This window comes from Solwaraspora sp. WMMA2065 (assembly GCF_030345075.1).
GTDB lineage: Bacteria > Actinomycetota > Actinomycetes > Mycobacteriales > Micromonosporaceae > Micromonospora_E.
The window spans coordinates 4,779,079-4,795,889 of record NZ_CP128361.1 but is presented as its reverse complement, the minus strand read 5'-3'; the positions used below and the strand labels follow the sequence as shown (position 1 = coordinate 4,795,889).

Annotated in this window: 14 protein-coding genes and 1 pseudogene; 9 read left to right on the top strand and 6 right to left on the bottom strand. The window is 70.0% G+C overall.

Features of this window, described 5'->3' with window-relative positions:
• Positions 1-60 precede the first annotated feature (60 nt).
• A complete protein-coding gene (gene gyrB / locus O7610_RS21875; protein WP_281552358.1) occupies positions 61-2,004 on the bottom strand; it encodes a DNA topoisomerase (ATP-hydrolyzing) subunit B in 1,944 nt (647 codons plus the stop codon).
• Positions 2,005-2,591: 587 nt separating this feature from the next.
• Between gyrB and O7610_RS21870 the strand changes: the two genes are divergently transcribed.
• Positions 2,592-3,152 carry a hypothetical protein gene (locus O7610_RS21870; protein WP_281555771.1) on the top strand — a complete coding sequence of 187 codons (561 nt, stop codon included), beginning with the start codon at positions 2,592-2,594 and terminating at the stop codon, positions 3,150-3,152.
• Between the two features lie 47 nt (positions 3,153-3,199).
• On the opposite strand, the gene O7610_RS21865 is transcribed toward O7610_RS21870, so the two are convergent.
• From O7610_RS21865 to dnaA, 5 genes are all read right to left on the bottom strand, one after another.
• Positions 3,200-3,781: a DciA family protein gene (locus O7610_RS21865; RefSeq protein ID WP_281552357.1), complete on the bottom strand. Its 582-nt coding sequence runs from the start codon at positions 3,779-3,781 to the stop codon at positions 3,200-3,202.
• Positions 3,771-4,919, bottom strand: a complete 1,149-nt coding sequence (gene recF / locus O7610_RS21860; protein ID WP_289211716.1) for a DNA replication/repair protein RecF — start codon at positions 4,917-4,919, stop codon at positions 3,771-3,773. The genes O7610_RS21865 and recF overlap by 11 nt, the downstream gene beginning before the upstream one ends.
• Before the next feature lie 5 nt (positions 4,920-4,924).
• Entirely contained in the window at positions 4,925-5,800 is an 876-nt protein-coding gene (gene gnd / locus O7610_RS21855) for a phosphogluconate dehydrogenase (NAD(+)-dependent, decarboxylating) (protein ID WP_281552355.1), read from the bottom strand.
• A gap of 51 nt (positions 5,801-5,851) precedes the next feature.
• On the bottom strand, positions 5,852-6,985 hold the full coding sequence (dnaN, locus tag O7610_RS21850; protein ID WP_281552354.1) for a DNA polymerase III subunit beta: 1,134 nt from the start codon (positions 6,983-6,985) through the stop codon (positions 5,852-5,854).
• Positions 6,986-7,720: 735 nt separating this feature from the next.
• Positions 7,721-9,571 (bottom strand): chromosomal replication initiator protein DnaA, encoded by a 1,851-nt coding sequence (gene dnaA, locus O7610_RS21845; RefSeq protein ID WP_281552353.1) that lies wholly within the window; start codon positions 9,569-9,571, stop codon positions 7,721-7,723.
• Between the two features lie 670 nt (positions 9,572-10,241).
• Here dnaA and rpmH point away from each other — a divergent pair.
• From rpmH to O7610_RS21805, 8 genes and pseudogenes are all read left to right on the top strand, one after another.
• Positions 10,242-10,379 (top strand): 50S ribosomal protein L34, encoded by a 138-nt coding sequence (rpmH, locus tag O7610_RS21840; RefSeq protein WP_123606641.1) that lies wholly within the window; start codon positions 10,242-10,244, stop codon positions 10,377-10,379.
• Between the two features lie 34 nt (positions 10,380-10,413).
• Positions 10,414-10,797, top strand: a pseudogene (rnpA, locus tag O7610_RS21835) (ribonuclease P protein component); the annotation flags it as partial.
• 74 nt (positions 10,798-10,871) lie between these two features.
• Entirely contained in the window at positions 10,872-11,162 is a 291-nt protein-coding gene (gene yidD / locus O7610_RS21830; RefSeq protein ID WP_281552352.1) for a membrane protein insertion efficiency factor YidD, read from the top strand.
• Entirely contained in the window at positions 11,159-12,229 is a 1,071-nt protein-coding gene (gene yidC, locus O7610_RS21825) for a membrane protein insertase YidC (protein ID WP_281552351.1), read from the top strand. The genes yidD and yidC overlap by 4 nt, the downstream gene beginning before the upstream one ends.
• Positions 12,230-12,396: 167 nt before the next feature.
• Positions 12,397-13,032, top strand: coding sequence for a Jag family protein (locus tag O7610_RS21820; RefSeq protein WP_281552350.1), 636 nt, complete (start codon positions 12,397-12,399; stop codon positions 13,030-13,032).
• Between the two features lie 5 nt (positions 13,033-13,037).
• Complete coding sequence (gene rsmG / locus O7610_RS21815; protein ID WP_289211715.1) at positions 13,038-13,844, top strand: 16S rRNA (guanine(527)-N(7))-methyltransferase RsmG; 807 nt, start codon at positions 13,038-13,040, stop codon at positions 13,842-13,844.
• A 239-nt stretch (positions 13,845-14,083) separates the two neighbouring features.
• Positions 14,084-15,259, top strand: coding sequence for a ParA family protein (locus O7610_RS21810; protein WP_475051834.1), 1,176 nt, complete (start codon positions 14,084-14,086; stop codon positions 15,257-15,259).
• 27 nt (positions 15,260-15,286) lie between these two features.
• On the top strand, positions 15,287-16,336 hold the full coding sequence (locus O7610_RS21805) for a ParB/RepB/Spo0J family partition protein (protein ID WP_281552347.1): 1,050 nt from the start codon (positions 15,287-15,289) through the stop codon (positions 16,334-16,336).
• Positions 16,337-16,811: the final 475 nt, after the last annotated feature.

Genomic DNA, 16,811 nt, shown 5'->3' with positions numbered 1-16,811 from the left:
GTTGCTGATGACGCGGCCGGGCCGGCCCCTGTTCGGGGGGTCGCCCGGCCGCGCGCGGCGCTAGATGTCCAGGAAGCGGACGTCCTTGGCGTTGCGCTGGATGAAGGAGCGCCTCGCCTCGACGTCCTCACCCATCAGAACGCTGAACAGCTCGTCGGCGGTTGCTGCGTCGTCCAGAGTCACCTGACGCAGCGTACGCGTCGCCGGGTTCATCGTCGTCTCCCACAGCTCGGGGTAGTTCATCTCTCCCAGGCCCTTGAAGCGCTGGATGTCGTCCGGCTTGGCGTTCGGCTTCTTCTGCTGGCGCAGCACGATCAGTCCGTCGCGTTCCCGGTCGGAGTACGCGTACTGCGCGTCGTCGCCCTTCCGGTTCCACTTGATCTTGTACAGCGGCGGGGCAGCGAGGTAGACGTGGCCCAGCTCGACCAGCGGACGCATGAACCGGAACAGCAGGGTCAGCAGCAGCGTCTGGATGTGCTGGCCGTCCACGTCAGCGTCGGCCATCAACACGATCTTGTGGTAGCGCAGCTTGTCGATGTCGAAGTCGTCGTGGATGCCGGTGCCCAGCGCGGTGATCAGCGCCTGGACCTCGTTGTTCTTCAGCACCCGGTCGATCCGGGCCTTCTCCACGTTGAGGATCTTGCCCCGGATCGGCAGGATCGCCTGGGTACGCGGATCCCGCCCCTGCTTGGCCGAGCCGCCGGCCGAGTCGCCCTCGACGATGAAGACCTCCGACTCGCGCGGGTCGGTGGACTGGCAGTCGGCCAGCTTGCCCGGCATCGACCCGGACTCCAGCAACGACTTGCGCCGGGCCAGCTTGCGGGCCTGCTGGGCGGCGATCCGGGCGCGGGCCGCCTGGGTGGCCTTCGTGATGATCATCTTGCCTTCGGCCGGGTTGCGGTCCAGCCAGTCGACCAGCCACTCGTTGCAGACCCGCTGCACGAAGCTCTTCACCGGGGTGTTGCCCAGCTTGGTCTTGGTCTGGCCCTCGAACTGCGGGTTGGCCAGCTTGACCGAGATGATCGCGGCGAGCCCTTCCCGGATGTCCTCGCCGGAGAGCTTCTCGTCGCCCTTGAGTAGCTTCTTGTCCATGGCGTACTTGTTGACCACGCTGGTCAACGCGGACCGGAAGCCCTCCTCGTGGGTGCCGCCCTCGTGGGTGTTGATGGTGTTGGCGAAGGTGTAGACCGACTCGCCGTACGATTCGTTCCACTGCATGGCGATCTCGACCGACATGCCCTCCTCCTCCGCGCCGAACTCGACCACGCTCTTGTGGATCGGGTTCTTCGAGGCGTTGAGATGGCGGACGAAGTCCGAAATACCACCCTTGTAGCAGAAAGTGACCTCGCGGTGCTTTCCGTCGTCATCAGCCACCCGCTCGTCGCGCAGCTGGATGGTCAGCCCACGGTTGAGGAAGGCCATCTCCTGCAACCGGCGGTAGATCGTCTCGAACGCGTACTCGGTGGTCTCGAAGATCGACGGATCCGGCCAAAAGGCGACCGCGGACCCGGTCCGGTTCGTCGCCTCGCCCTTGTCCAGCGGCGTCGGCTTCGAGTTGGCGTACTGCTGCCGCCAGACGTGGCCGTCCTTGTGGATCTCGACCTCCATCTTCACGGAGAGCGCGTTGACCACCGAGACACCGACCCCGTGCAGGCCACCGGAGACCGCGTACGCCTTGCCGTCGAACTTGCCGCCGGCGTGCAGCACGGTCAGGGCGACCTCGACACCCGGCTTCTTCAGCTTTGGATGCAGGTCCACCGGGAAACCGCGGCCGTTGTCGGTGACCCGCACCCCGCCGTCGGCGAGCAGCACCACCTCGATGGTGTCGCAGTGCCCGGCCAGCGCCTCGTCGACCGCGTTGTCCACGACCTCCCAGACCAGGTGGTGCAGGCCGCGCTCACCGGTCGAACCGATGTACATGCCCGGTCGCTTGCGGACCGCCTCGAGGCCCTCCAGCACGGTGATCGACTCGGCGCCGTACTCCTGGTTGTTCTCCGCTGACACCCTCAGCCACTTTCTCGCACACCTGGGCCGCGACGGCACAGGGACGCGGGGTTCGGCGGATCTTCCGACGGCGGACGGACGCGAACCGGCACCATGGCCGACAACCCGCATCTTCCGGGTGGATCGCCGACGGGTGGCGAAACGCGCCGTACGCCGCAGCGGACCCGCGGATCACGAACGGCTGGGCCCCGTACGGTCCGGCGATCACGGCTGCCGGTGGTCACCTCGTCGGTGATCCTGCCAGGCGGGCTCCGGATCGTCGCGCCGCGCGGGTCTCCCTCGTCTCTGTCTCCGATCCTACTGTGCCGAGCCGACATAACCGGGACGCGGCACCCCCGTAAAGCGGCTGAGAGGTTCGTAGCCGGCCGCACCCCACCCACCGCGACCACCCCCACACGCACCAGATCCATCATCGGTCGGCCACGGGGCACCGCACCGACGGTGCGGCGGCCCGCCGGGCCACCTGAAGATGAAACGACTACCCGGATGCCGCTACAGTGCCGCTACCGCACAGGCTCGCACCGGGCAGCAGCATCGCGGATGCGCACCCGACCCGGGCCACCAGCTGGAGAAGGGTGACGCTTGCGATGGGGCTGGACAACGTCGCGGTGCAATGGCCACGGGTCGGCGAGTTCTACGAACCGGTCGCACCGGCCGAGTTCGTCGACTTCGACAAGCTGGCGGAGCAGGCCGACGTCGCGGCGCCGACCGCCGCGCTCGCCGGTTACATCGCGAAGACCGGCAGTGTCCGGGCCACCGCCTACACCGAGCTGGTGGACCTGCTGCTGGGGCTGACCGGAGTGCTGTACGCCACCGAGGCGGCCGCCGAGGACGAGGACCCGGTGATCGACCCGGACGGCTGTGCCTGGATCGCCGGCGGCCTGGAGCGGTTCGTCGACGGCCACGACCGGTACGGCGACACCGTCACCTTCGACACGGTCGGGGCGGTGCTGCGCGACGCCCTCGCCGGGGCCCGGCTCGCCGAACAGCAGCTGCGCTGGCTGGACAGCCGGCTCGACGCGCTCCGCGACGACGCCGGTGACGCGCCGCAGTGGAGCTTCCCCCGGTCGGAGCTGGCGGTGCTGTCCCGCTTCTACCGCCGCTGCGCCGATCGCGGCTTCGCCGTCTACGCCGACGCGGCAGCCTGATCCTGGGCGGCCGGCGTCGGCCAGGGAGCGGACCGGCCGGGTGGGGATCAACCGTACGTGTCCCGCGGGCCACGACCACGGACCCGCCTCGGTCCCTTCGACCAGGATGGCGCGGCCGGGCCGTGAATATGCAGTTTCGTCACCACGTTGTGCCCGACCTCAGCGGCGATCTGGCGCAGCAAGGAGCGGGCGAGCAGACGTAGCTGGGTCGCCCACGCGGTCGACTCCGCCTCGACCGTCAACTCGCCGTTCTCCAACTTGACCGGGCGGCTGTGCTTGGCCACCTCCGGCCCGACCACCCGTTCCCAGGCGCCGAAGACGGTCGCCTCGGCGGCCGGCCGTTGCCAGCCGCGCGCCTTGACCAGCCGGGCCAGCACGTCGCCGAACAGCTGGGGATCGCGGGGGTCCGGCCCCGGACCCGAGTAGCCGCGCAGTCGTCGGCCGCCCGACCCGGCTCCGCCAGTGTCGCTGCCGCCACCGGTCCGGCGGCGGGGCCGGTTCGCCTCTCGACGGGCGCGGGCCGCGTCCAGCACCGCCCTGGCCAACTGCGGGCCGGTCGACGGCGGGGGCAGGATCGGCGGCTGGTCGGCAGCCTGCGCCGGCTCACCGTGCTGCGGCTCATCCGACATGGCGTACCTCCCCACGGCTGACCTCGAAGCGTGCCCCGCGCAACGCTACCGGGACGTCCTCGGCCACCGCGCAGGTCACCAGCAGTTGGCTGGCCCCGGCGACCAACTCGGCGAGCCGTTCCCGGCGGCCGCTGTCCAGTTCGGCGAACACGTCGTCGAGGACCAGGACCGGCTCGATGCCTTCCGCGCGGAGCAGGTCGTACGCGGCCAGCCGCAGCGCCAGCGCGCAGGACCAGGATTCGCCGTGGCTGGCGTACCCCTTCACCGGCAGGCTGCCGATCGTCAGATGCAGGTCGTCGCGGTGCGGGCCGACCAGGGTGACGCCACGGTCGACCTCGCTGCGGCGGGCCTCGCCCAGCGCGGCCAGCAGCGCTGACTCAAGCGCGGACCGGTCCGCCGCCGACGGCACGGTCCCGGCATCCGGCAGATCGATCGACGGCCGGTAGCTGATGCCGGCCGCCGCGCTGGTGGCCGCCACCGCGTCATACGCCTTGGCCACGTGCGGGGCCAGTGCGGTGACCAGCTCCAACCGGCCGGCGAGCAGCTCGGCTCCGTGCCGGGCCAGATGGGCGTCCCAGACGTCCAGCGTGCTCAGGTCACCGCCCCGGCCACCACCGGTCTTGCGGGCGAGGTACGCGCTGCGCAGCAACGCGTTGCGCTGCTTGACCACCCGGTCGTAGTCGGCCCGCACGCCGGCGAACCGGGGCAGCCTGGTGACCAGCAGCTCGTCCAGGTAGCGGCGGCGTTCGGCCGGGTCGCCCCGGACGATCTCCAGATCCTCGGGGGCGAACAGCACCAGCCGCAGCGCACCGATCACCTCCCGCGCCCGGCGGGTCGGCGACCGACCCAGCCTGGCCCGGTTGGCCCGCCCCGGCACGATCTCCAGTTCGACCAACAGCTCCCGTTGGTCGTGCACGACCAGGCCGCGGATGATCGCCGAATCGGCGCCGACCCGGACCAGCGGCGCGTCGGTGGCGACCCGGTGACTACCCAGCGTCGCCAGGTAGCCGAGCGCCTCGACGAGGTTGGTCTTGCCGACCCCGTTCGGCCCGACCAGCACGCTGCCACCCGGTTCGAAGGTGAGCTCGACCCGCTGGTACGAGCGGAAGTCGATCAGTTCGAGACGGCGGACGTACACGGAGGTCAGGGGCTGGACTGCACGGCGTGCCCGCCGAACTGGTTGCGCAGGGCGGCGACCGCCTTCATCGCCGGGGAGTCGTCCTGCCGCGAGGTGAACCGGGCGAACAGTGAGGCCGCGATCACGTTCATCGGCACCCCGAGCCGGATCGCCTCGTCGACCGTCCAGCGCCCTTCGCCGGTGTCCTCGGCGTACCCGCGCAGCGCCGCCAGCTGCGGGTCCTCGTCGAGCGCGGCGTCCAGCAGATCCAGCAGCCAGGACCGGACCACCGTGCCGTCGCGCCAGGACTTGATCACTCCGGGGACGTCGGTGATCAGCTCGCTCTGCAGCATCAGCTCGTAGCCCTCGGCGTAGGCGTGCATCAACGCGTACTCCACACCGTTGTGCACCATCTTCGCGTAGTGTCCGGCACCGACCGGGCCGGCGTGCACGAAGCCGTGCTCCGCCGGCGGCTTGAGCGCCTCGAAGATCGGCATCATCCGCTGTACGTGCTCGGCGTCGCCGCCGACCATCAGCCCGTACCCCGCCTGCCGGCCCCACACCCCGCCGGACACCCCGACGTCGAGGTAGCCGACGCCGTGCTCGGCCAGCCGGGCCGCACGCGGCCCGTCGTCGCTGAACCGGGAGTTGCCGCCGTCGATCACCAGATCCCCGGGGGAGAGCAGGCCGCACAGCTCATCGACGACCGACGACGTCACCTGGGCCGGGACCATCATCCAGACGGCCCGCGGAGCGGCGAGCCGGTCGACCAGCTCGGCGAGGCTGGCCACGTCGCTGACCGCCGGGTCCCGGTCATAGCCGTACGCCTGGTGACCGGCGTCACGTAGCCGGTCCCGCATGTTGCCGCCCATCCGGCCCAGACCGATGATGCCCAACTGCACGGTGTGCCCCCTTCGTCGCTGCCCGATCGTCGCCCACCGGGCGACCCGGTGCTACCGGGTTACCCGGATCGGCATGATCAGATAGCGGTAGCCGGGGATGATCTGATCGTCCTCGCCGGCCGGCGAGATCACCGCCGGCTTGAACGCGTCGACGAAGGTGAACACCGCCGTGGCGGAGCCGAGGTTCTGCAGACCGTCGATCAGGTACTGCGGGTTGAACCCGATGGTCAGCGGCTCGCCGGTGAACGCGGCCTCCATCGCCTCGCTGGCCCGCGCCTCCTCGGTGTTGCCGGCCTCCACCACGAGCCCGTCCGCGCTGAAACTGAGCAGTACCGGGGTGGTGCGTTCGGCTACCAGGGCGACCCGGCGTACCACCTCGACGAGAGTGCTCACACCCACCCGGGCCTCGGCGTTGTGGCTGCTCGGGAAGAGCGACCGGACCGGCGGATAGTTGGCACCGTCCAGCAGCCGGCTGGTGGTCCGGCGGGTGCCGCCGGCGAATCCGATCATGCCTTCCCCGGCCCCACCGTGCGCCAACGCGATGGTGACCTCGCCGCCGATCGGACCGAGCGTCTTGGCCGTGTCGGCCAGGGTACGGGCGGGCACCAGTGCGTGCAGGCTGATCTCCGGATCGTCCGGCTGCCAGTCAATCTCCCGGATGGCCAGCCGGTACCGGTCGGTGGCGAGCATGGCGAGCCGGCTGCCCTCCAGCTCGACCCGGACCCCGGTCATCATCGGCAGCGTCTCGTCGCGGCCAGCGGCCACCGCGACCTGGGCGACCGCGGCGGCGAACGTCGGGGCGTCGACCCGACCGGCGCTGGCCGGCATCTCGGGCAGGGTCGGATAGTCCTCCACCGGCATGGTCGGCAGGGTGAACCGGGCGCTGCCGCAGACCAGCTCCAGATGCGCACCGACCGCCGCGATGTCGACCGGCTTGGCCGGGAGCGACTTGGTGATCTCGGCGAGCAGCCGACCGGAGACCAGGGCCGAGCCGTCGGCATCGCCCTGCACGTCGACGGTCACCTGGCTGGAAACCTCGTAGTCGAACCCCGAGACCTGCAGGGAACCGTCGGTGACCCGGAGCATCGCGCCGGCCAGCACCGGCACCGACGGCCGGTTCGGCAGGCTCTTGGCCGTCCAGGCCACCGCGTCGGCGAGCGCATCGCGCTCCACCCGGAACTTCATCCCATGCCTCCGCACTTCATGCCGTGCCTCCGCGTCGACTCGATCGAACGATCTTCGGTGGTGCCGGACCCGAGGCGGTCCCTGGGCGGCTCGACCGTCATCGGTCGACGGACCTCACCGAACGATAGGCCAGAGCGCCGGGCCCGTGCGTCCGGCCCCGGACTTCTGCCGGTCGACCGGACCGGCAGGTGCGGCAGGTCGGCTGCATCCACACCTATCCCCAACGCCGGTGATTGGTTTTTGTTGTCTAGAAGATAAATCTCATCGTCTTCATCGGGGCTGTGCACTCTGTGGACATCTCGCGTTTACGCAGGTCAGATGGGTTCGATGGCAGTGGATTACCTGTGGAGAGGGCTGGGTACAACCGGGTTCGTTATCCACAGGCTGCCCCGCTGCCCACAGCCGTGCCGAGTTATCCACCGGTTGTCCACCGGTTATCCCGAGGGTTCGTCCCCAGCTGTGGACAAGCTGCCGGCGCCATGCCGGTCCGTCGTCCCCAGAACCTTCAACAGGATCCCCACAGGCGGTGGCTGGCCTGTGGACAAGTTGTGACTGATAGTGATTATCCACAGCGGTTTCCCCAAGAGTTGTCCACAGCCTGTGGACAACTGGGCGGGCGGGATGCAGCTGTCATCCACCATCCGGCGGCGGCCGCGGTGGAAAACCTGTGGATGAACCTGTGCGTGATCCGCCGGATCAACCGGCGGGCGGGCCCGGTGGCGGGGCGGCGGGGCGTCAGGCGATCTGCTTGATCCGGTTGGTCAGCTCGGCGATCTGGTTGTAGAGGGACCTGCGTTCCGCCATCTGCTGCCGGATCTTGCGGTCGGCGTGCATCACCGTGGTGTGGTCCCGGCCACCGAATGCCTGTCCGATCCGGGGCAGCGACAGGTCGGTCAGCTCGCGACACAGGTACATGGCGACCTGGCGGGCGTTGACCAGCACTCGGGAACGCGAGTGACCGCGCAGGTCCTCCAGGCTGACCCCGAAGTAGTCGGCAGTGGCGACCATGATCTGGTCGGCGGTGATCTCCGGGCCGGCGCCGTCCGGGATGAAATCCCGCAGGACCTCCTCGGCCAGGCTCAGCTCGACCGGCGACCGGGTGAGACTGGCGAACGCGGTGACCCGGATCAACGCGCCCTCCAGCTCCCGGATCGAGTTGGCGATCCGGGAGGCGATGAACTCCAGCACGTCCGGGGGCGCGTACAGGCGCTCCTGAGCCGCCTTCTTCTGCAGGATGGCGATCCGGGTCTCCAGGTCGGGCGGCTGGATGTCGGCGAGCAACCCCCACTCGAAGCGGGTCCGCAGCCGGTCCTCGAGGGTGGCCAGCTGCTTGGGTGACCGGTCCGAGGTGATCACGATCTGCTTGTTCGCGTTGTGCAGTGTGTTGAAGGTGTGGAAGAACTCCTCCTGGGTCCGCTCCCGGTTCTCCAGGAACTGGATGTCGTCGATCAGGAGGATGTCGACGTCACGGTAGCGGCGCTGGAAGGCGCTGGTCTTGTCGTCACGCAGCGAGTTGATGAAGTCGTTGGTGAACTCCTCGGTCGACACGTACCGCACCGACCGGGCGTGTCCGAGGGTGGTGGCGTAGTGACCGATGGCGTGCAGCAGGTGGGTCTTGCCCAAGCCGGAGCTGCCGTAGATGAACAGTGGGTTGTACGCCTTCGCCGGTGACTCGGCCACCGCCACCGACGCGGCGTGCGCGAACCGGTTCGAGGAGCCGATGACGAACGTCTCGAACATGTACTTCGGGTTGAGCCGGTTTCCGCCGGTGTCCACCCCCGGTCCGGTCAGCCGGCGGTCGTCCCGGCCGGTGCCGCGGTGGTCCAATCCGCCTCGCCCCGGTCCGCTGTCGGGCGGGCTGGTCGGCAGGCCGTCGCCGACGCCGCCGTACCGTTGGTCCGGCGGGCGGTAGTCCGTCGGCGGGCGGGCCACGCGGTGCTGCGCCGGCGGTTCGAGGTCGTGGTCGAGCCGTTGCGGACCCGGCGCTCCGGCGGTGTAGTCGTCGTCGAACAGCGAGCCCTGGTCGCCGGTCCGGGCCGCCGGCACCACCGGCAGCCGGCTGGTCGCGCCATCCAGTGCATCGGATACGCCGACACGGTGCTCCGGCGGATGGGGTCCGTCCGGCGAGTCAGGCCGGCCGCTGATCGGCTCCGGCACCTCGGGCCCGGCGATGCCCTCGCGGTCCCAGTGGTGGTTGTCGGTGTCGCGGTGGTCCGGTCCGGGCGGAGGCGGGCCCAGCCGTGGGTCGGGCTCGTCCGGGTGGTGCAGCCGGGTCTCGACGGTCGCGGTGCCGTACACCGTGCCGACCGGTCGACCCTGGCCGTCCTCCGGCGGACGGACGGTGACCGCCACCTGGATCGGCCTACCGAGCCGCCGCGACAGTGCCTCGGTGATCGCCGGACGCAGTCGCGATTCGATGACGTCGCGGGTGAACGCGTCGGGTACGGACAACAGCGCGGTGTCCTCGACGATGGCGCGCAGCCGGGTCAGCCGCAGATAGGCCCGCTGCTGGGCGGAGACGATCTCGTCCGCCAGCTCGTCCGTGGTCGCCAACCAGACCGCGCCGAGGTCTATCGTCTCGGCCACCGTAGCGCCACCCCCATCGCATCCGAGTACCCGGCCGCCGGCACTGTCTCCATGTCGGCCGCCGGTCGGGATCGGTCCCGCTCTCGAACAGGTACGACGAGCCATGCTGCGGGCCGCTGAACTGACCGTCATCCACAAGTTATCCACAACCTGTGTGTACTGCTGACCGCGGCTCCCCGTCGTCCGCCGAACCTGCCCCTGCCGGCTCGGCGCCCGGTGTCGATCACCGTCGCGGGCGACCGGCCCGGCTGCCTGGTTCGTACCGATGAAGCGGTGCCAGGTGCTGCCTGATGCTTGACCGGCAATCGGGCACGCTAACAGCGTTGTCCACAACCGTTCAACCGGCGGTCGCCGGTCCCCGTTGTCGGTTCCGGTGAAAACCGTGTAGCGGCACTGGCCGCGTCGCTCCACGGCCGGGTCACCGGCGGTGGGCGAGCCGTCGGCGCTGGTCCGCTCTGATAAACTAGCTAGGCGCGTTGTGCCTGCACGACGCACGGGCGCAGATCGTGCACCACCCGGATCTGCGCCATCCTGATCTGCACCACGCTGATCTGCACCACCGGCCTGGCCAACGGCCGGGTTTGACCAACTGCCGGCCTGACCGCCAGCCGGTCTGATTCATCTGACTCCGGGCCGAAGGCCGGGAGCCGCACCTGACGGAGAGTCTGACGTGAGCAAGCGCACCTTCCAGCCGAACAACCGCCGGCGCGCCAAGACCCACGGCTTCCGGCTGCGGATGCGTACGCGTGCCGGCCGTGCCATCCTCTCCACCCGCCGCGCCAAGGGCCGCGCCCGCCTGTCCGCCTGATGGCCTTCGCGGGCGTCGTGGAGATCTAACCGCCATGCTGGCCGCCGCTGAGCGCGTACGCAATCGTGCCGACTTCACCGAGGTCGTACGCATGGGTCGGCGGGCTGGCCGTGGCTCGCTCGTCGTGCACCTGTTGCTGTCGTCGCCCGGGCCGGGTGGCCGGTCGGACGCAACCGACAGCACTGGGGCCCGGGCCGGCTTCATCGTCTCCAAGGCGGTCGGCAACGCGGTGAACCGCAACCGGGTGCGTCGTCGGCTCCGACACCTGGCCCGGTCCCGGCTGGCAGCGTTGCCGGGCGGTACCCTGCTGGTCGTCCGAGCCCTTCCGCCGGCCGCCGGGGCATCGTCGGCGGGGCTCGCCGCCGACCTTGACGCCGCGCTGTCCACCGCTGTCCGCGCCGCCGAGCGACGCTCCCAGGGCACCGCCGGTGATCGCCCGTCCGGCGCGCCGCGCACCGGACCCCGGACCCGGGCCAGAGCGGGGGACGCCCGATGACCGCTCCCGACGACCTACCTCCCCCCGCGACACCGGGTGGCCGCCTGCTGACAGGTGCGATCGTCGCGTACCGTCGTTGGATAAGCCCGGCTCTGCCGGCCCGCTGTCGGTTCCACCCGTCGTGCAGCGCGTACGCCCAGGAGGCGATCGCCCGGCGCGGAGCACCTCGGGGGGTGCTGTTGGCGGGTTGGCGCCTGCTGCGCTGTCATCCCTTCCACCCCGGTGGATATGACCCGGTACCGATGCCGGGCGGCCGCCGTGCCGATGCGACTGGAGCCCCGAATTGAGTCTCGACTGGATCTACTGGGCCATCTCGTGGATCCTGCTGTTCTGGCACTCGGCCTGGGACCGGATCGGTGTTCCGTCGACCGAGGTGCTCGGTACCAACTGGTCGTGGATCCTGGCCATCATCTTCCTGGTGGTCACGGTCCGGGTGATCCTCTTCCCGGTCTTCGTCAAGCAGATCAAGTCACAGCGGGCCATGCAGGCGCTGCAGCCGAAGGTCAAGGAGCTGCAGGAGAAGCACAAGGGTGACCGGGAGACGCTCCAGAAGGAAATGATGGAGCTGTACCGGAAGGAGAAGGCCAACCCGCTGATGGGTTGCCTTCCGATGTTCCTGCAGATCCCGGTCTTCCTCGGCCTGTTCCACATCCTGCGCCGGCTCAACCCGGAGCAGACCCGCAACGTCGACCTGTACGGCTGGACCGCGGACCAGTTCTACGAGGCCTCTCGGGCCAGTCTGTTCACCGCGCCGATCGCCGGGCGGTTCGGTTCGACGGCCGACGAGCTGGCGGCGATGGGCGCCAGCGGCACCACGGTCAAGGTGATCGCCGGGATCTTGGTGATCGTCATGATCGTGACGACCTACCTGACCAGCCGACAGATGATCCTCAAGACCGGCTGGGCGGAGGACCCGCAGCAGAAGATGATCCAGCGGCTGATGCTCTACGGCATCCCGGCCTCGCTGCTCATCTCCGGCGCGATCTTCCCGATCGGCGTCATCATCTACTGGGTGGTGAACAACCTGGTCACCCTCGGCCAGCAGCAGTGGGTGCTGCGCAAGTTCCCGCCGCCGCCGATGCCGGCCGGCAAGGGGAAGCCCGCTACGAAGTCGACCTCGACCTCGACGTCGAAATCGACCGGACGGCCGGCGGCGAAGTCCGGTGCCGGCCAGCCACGCAAGCCCGGCACGACCGACGCCAAGCCCAAGTCGGCCGGTGTGTTCGCCCGACGCGGCAACGGTGCCGAGGCCGCCGCCACGGAGCCGGCCCCGGTCCGCGAGGGTCTCAAGCCCAAGCCTGGTGCCAAGCCGGTCAACCCGAAGAAGCGGCGGCCGGCGAAGCGTCCGGGTTGACCGGGCAGGCGTCCCGACGGACGGCTGCTGCTGGCGGGCGTCCCGGGCGCTGGCGGACGTCCCGCACAGCCGCAACGTAGACCTCCCCGAGGGCACGGCGCCCGTCCGCCGGTCCTCGGTAACCAGCGGACCGACCGGTTCCGCCGAGCGAGTACGGAGATGACACCGTGACCGATACCAGCCTGCCCAGTGCCGACCCGTCTGTCGACGAGGAGGTTGTCCCAGCCCGGGCCGCCGACAGCGCCGACGACCGTACCGGTGACGCCGACGACGCGGGCACCGACGAGGCTGACGAGGACGCGGCCGGCAAGGACGCGTCAGCGCCCGCTTCCGCCGCCACCGACAACGACCTGTTCCAGCAGAGCGAGATCGCCGCCGACTACGTCGAGGGACTGCTGGACATCCTCGACTACGACGGCGACATCGACGAGCTGGTCTCCGGCGGCCGTCCCGTGGTGGAGGTGGTCGGCGGGCAGCTGAGTGCCCTGGTCGGGCAGCGGGGTGCGACCCTGGAGGCGCTCCAGGAGCTGACCAGACTCGCGGTCTTCCGGCAGACCGGATCGCCGAGCCGGCTGCTGTTGGACGTCGGCGGCTACCGGAACAACCGGCGCAAGGAGTTGGCCGCTGTGGCGAAGAACGCGGTGGAGAAGGTCAAGGAGTACGGCGAGCCGGTGCGGCTGGAACCGATGTCCGCCTTCGAGCGCAAGTGCGTACACGACGTGGTGAACGCGCTCGACGGCGTGCTGAGCGAATCCGAGGGTGTCGAGCCGACCCGGCGCATCGTCGTCCGTCCGGCCGACTGAGCGCCATGACTGATCTGCCCGAGCAGACTGATCGGGCGGCCACCGGCCCGGACGGGAACCCGTCCGGGCCGGTTCCGTCGGGAGCGGCCACGCCGGGGCCACCCCCCGATTCCGCCCGCGAGGTCTTCGGTGCCGAGCAGCTGCGGCTCGCGGTCCGGTACGCCGGCCTGCTGGCCTCGGAAGGACTGCTCCGTGGACTCATCGGGCCGCGCGAAGTGCCCCGGCTCTGGGAGCGGCACCTGCTGAACTGCGCCGTCGTCGGTGAACTCGTCCCGGACGGAGCGACGGTGCTGGACGTCGGCTCCGGGGCCGGTCTACCCGGGCTGGTCCTGGCCGTCGCGCGGCCGGACCTCACCGTCATCCTGGTCGAGCCGCTGGCCCGGCGCACCGCCTTTCTCGCCGAGGCGGTATCGCTCCTTGGTCTCACCGACCGGGTCGAGGTGCTGCGTGGCCGGGCCGAGGAACTCCGCCGGGATTTTCCCGACGGGGCGGCGCCGGTGGTCACCGCTCGAGCGGTGGCCCCACTCGACCGGTTGGCCGGCTGGTGTCTACCACTGGTCGAGCCCGGTGGGCGGCTGCTCGCCATGAAGGGCGACTCGGCCGGGGCGGAGATCACCGAACACCGGGCGGCGGTGATCAGGTCTGGTGGCGGTGATCCGGTGCTGCGTCGCTGCGGCGAACGATGGCTGGACCCGCCGACCACCGTGGTGGAGATTGAGCGGACCGGTCCGGTGCCCGGGGCGGGTGGCCGACGCCGCTCGGAGCGCGTCGACCGGGGACGGCCGCGGTCGACGCGGCGAACCCGGGGATGACCGCCGAACCCGCCCTGACGGCGGGGTGCAGCGACGTGCAGGCTGCGCACGTCGGACAGTCGGCCGTGGCCACACCGGCCCTGATCCCCGTAGGCTGACCGCGCGTCGATAGTCTGGACCGGGCGGCAACGCGTAGTTGCACGACTCCTGCCGCCCCGTGCCGGTCCGCACGCCACGCCCGAAGCGCGGTCGTGAGCGCTGGCGGTGCCGATCCATCCAACGCGGGCAGGGATGACACGGTGCATGACAACGGTAGTTTCGAGGATCCGCGGTCGACCGGCGAGCGCCACGATGTCGGCGACCCCACGATGGTTTCACGTGAAACGGCGTACCACCCGGGTTGGCCGGAGGGAGGGACGGCGCCGGTCAGTGGGGTGCCCCAGCCGCCCACGACGGGTGCCCCGGCCCGGTCCGGCGTGCCGCTCGTCGTGGACACGTCGGTGGGTACCGCACCCCCGTCGCCGGAGCAGCCGGCACCCAAACCGACCGCCCCGGCCGTCGACGAGCCGTACGTTTCACGTGAAACACCGAATCGGGAAGAGGATGATCCCCCCTTGGCAATGGAGGCTTTGCGCGCCGTGCAGATTCTGAACCCAAGCGGCGAGGTGACCATGCCCCGGCCGGACCGGACCCGGGTAATGTGCGTGGCCAACCAGAAGGGGGGCGTCGGTAAGACGACCACCACGGTGAACCTCGCGGTAGCGCTGGCGCTGCACGGGAACCGGGTGATGGTCGTCGACCTTGACCCCCAGGGGAACGCCTCGACGGGACTCAACGTCCCGCACCACGCAGGCGTACCGGACGTCTACGACTGCCTGATCGACAACGTGCCGCTGACCGAGGTGGCGCAGCCGGTCGAGGGGATACCCGACCTCTGGTGCGTTCCCGCGACGATCGATCTGGCCGGGGCCGAGATCGAGCTGGTCTCCGTCGTGGCCCGGGAATCGCGGCTGTCGCGGGCCATCACGGCGTACCCGGTCGAGCTGGACTACGTGTTCATTGACTGCCCACCGTCGTTGGGTCTGCTGACGGTCAACGCGCTGGTCGCCGCACAGGAGGTGCTGATCCCGATCCAGTGCGAGTACTACGCGCTGGAAGGACTCAACCAGTTGATCAACAACATCAACCTGGTCCGGCAGCATCTCAACCCGACCCTGGACGTCTCCACCATCCTGCTCACCATGTACGACCGCCGGACCCGGCTGGCCGACGCCGTCGAGCAGGACGTGCGGAACCACTTCGGGGACAAGGTGCTCCAGTCGGTCATCCCCCGCAACGTCCGGGTTTCGGAGGCACCGAGCTACGGCCAGTCGGTGATGACCTACGATCCCGGATCGCGGGGTGCGACAAGCTACTTCGAGGCGGCCCAGGAAATCGCCGAGCGCGGTGTCGCTCGGCTCAGTCGCAATGTCTGACACGGTGGTTGGAGCGGGAGGCAGGGCATGAAGAACCGTCCGAAGGGCGGGCTCGGGCGCGGGCTCGGTGCCCTCATCCCCACCACCGCTCCGGTTCAGTCCGGTGTCACACTGCCGGAGACGGCCCCGGACCCGGTGACTCCGTCCCCGGCCACCGCGGCCGTCTCCGGCAGTGTCGGAACCGCTGCCGCCGTCGCGACCGAACCGGCTCTGGCGCCGCCCGCCGACCTGTCGCCGGTGCCCGGTGCCCGGTTCGCCGAGCTGCCGGTCGCCGCGATCGTTCCGAACCCGAAGCAGCCCCGCCAGGTCTTTGACGACGAGGCGCTCGAGGAGCTGAAGGTCTCGATCGAGCAGGTCGGGTTCCTGCAGCCGATCGTCGTACGCCAGCTGGACGACGGCGAGCAGTACGAGCTGGTGATGGGGGAACGCCGCTGGCGTGCCGCGCAGGCGATCGGCCGGGAGTCCATCCCCGCGATCGTTCGGGACACCAGGAACGACGCGATGCTCCGGGACGCGCTGCTGGAGAACATCCACCGGGCCAACCTCAACCCGCTTGAGGAGGCGGCCGCGTACCAGCAGTTGCTCGACGAGTTCGGGGCGACCCATGAAGAACTCGCCAAGCGCATCGGCCGGAGCCGGCCGCAGATCTCCAACACGATCCGGCTGTTGAATCTGCCGGCTCAGGTGCAGCGCAGGGTGGCCGCCGGCGTGCTGTCGGCCGGTCACGCCCGGGCGCTGCTGAGCCTCGACGATTCCGACGCCCAGGACGCCCTGGCGCTGCGCATCGTCGCCGAAGGGCTCTCGGTCCGGGCCACCGAGGAACTGGTGGCGCTCGCCGGGAGCGAGGACCCGGCGAAGCGTACGGCCAGTCCGCAGCGACGCCCGAAGGCCCACGCCCCGGCCCTCACCGATCTCGCCGATCGTCTGTCTGACCGATTCGACACCCGGGTCAAGGTCGACATCGGGCGAAGCAAGGGCAAGATCACGATCGAGTTCGCCACGGTCGACGACCTGGAGCGGATCGTCGGGATCATCGGTGTGGGGAACGGGGACGACGCCGCAGGCGCCGTCGACTGACTCCCTGCCGGTCGACCGGCAGGCGCTTGTCCAAGGGCTGGTGTTTCACGTGAAACACCAGCCCTTCTTGCCGGTGCTTCCTGGCCGCGTCGCTCGACGCCCCGGCCCTCGGCCGTTGCCGGCGATCAACCTCGGCGGCCACCCACCAGGAGTGCTGCGTCTCGCGGGCCGGCCGGGCGGAGGCGACCGCGGAGGTCGTTTCACGTGAATCCGGTGGGGCCCGGGAGTGGGCCGATGGCGATGTTCCACGTGAAACCAGAACACGAGCCCGACTCTGCGGCCGAGGCGACCCACAGCCATTCCGGCCGCCACCGCACGGCTCGCCGAGCCCGGTTACCGCATGGTCGTTGGATCGTTGAGAAGACCGGGCCACCGGAGGCGCCAAGACGCATTCGCCGCCGGACCGTACGGGTTCCGGGTGTCCCGGTGATCGATCCGGTACGGGTTCGCGCGTTGTCCACAGGCGTTTTCCACA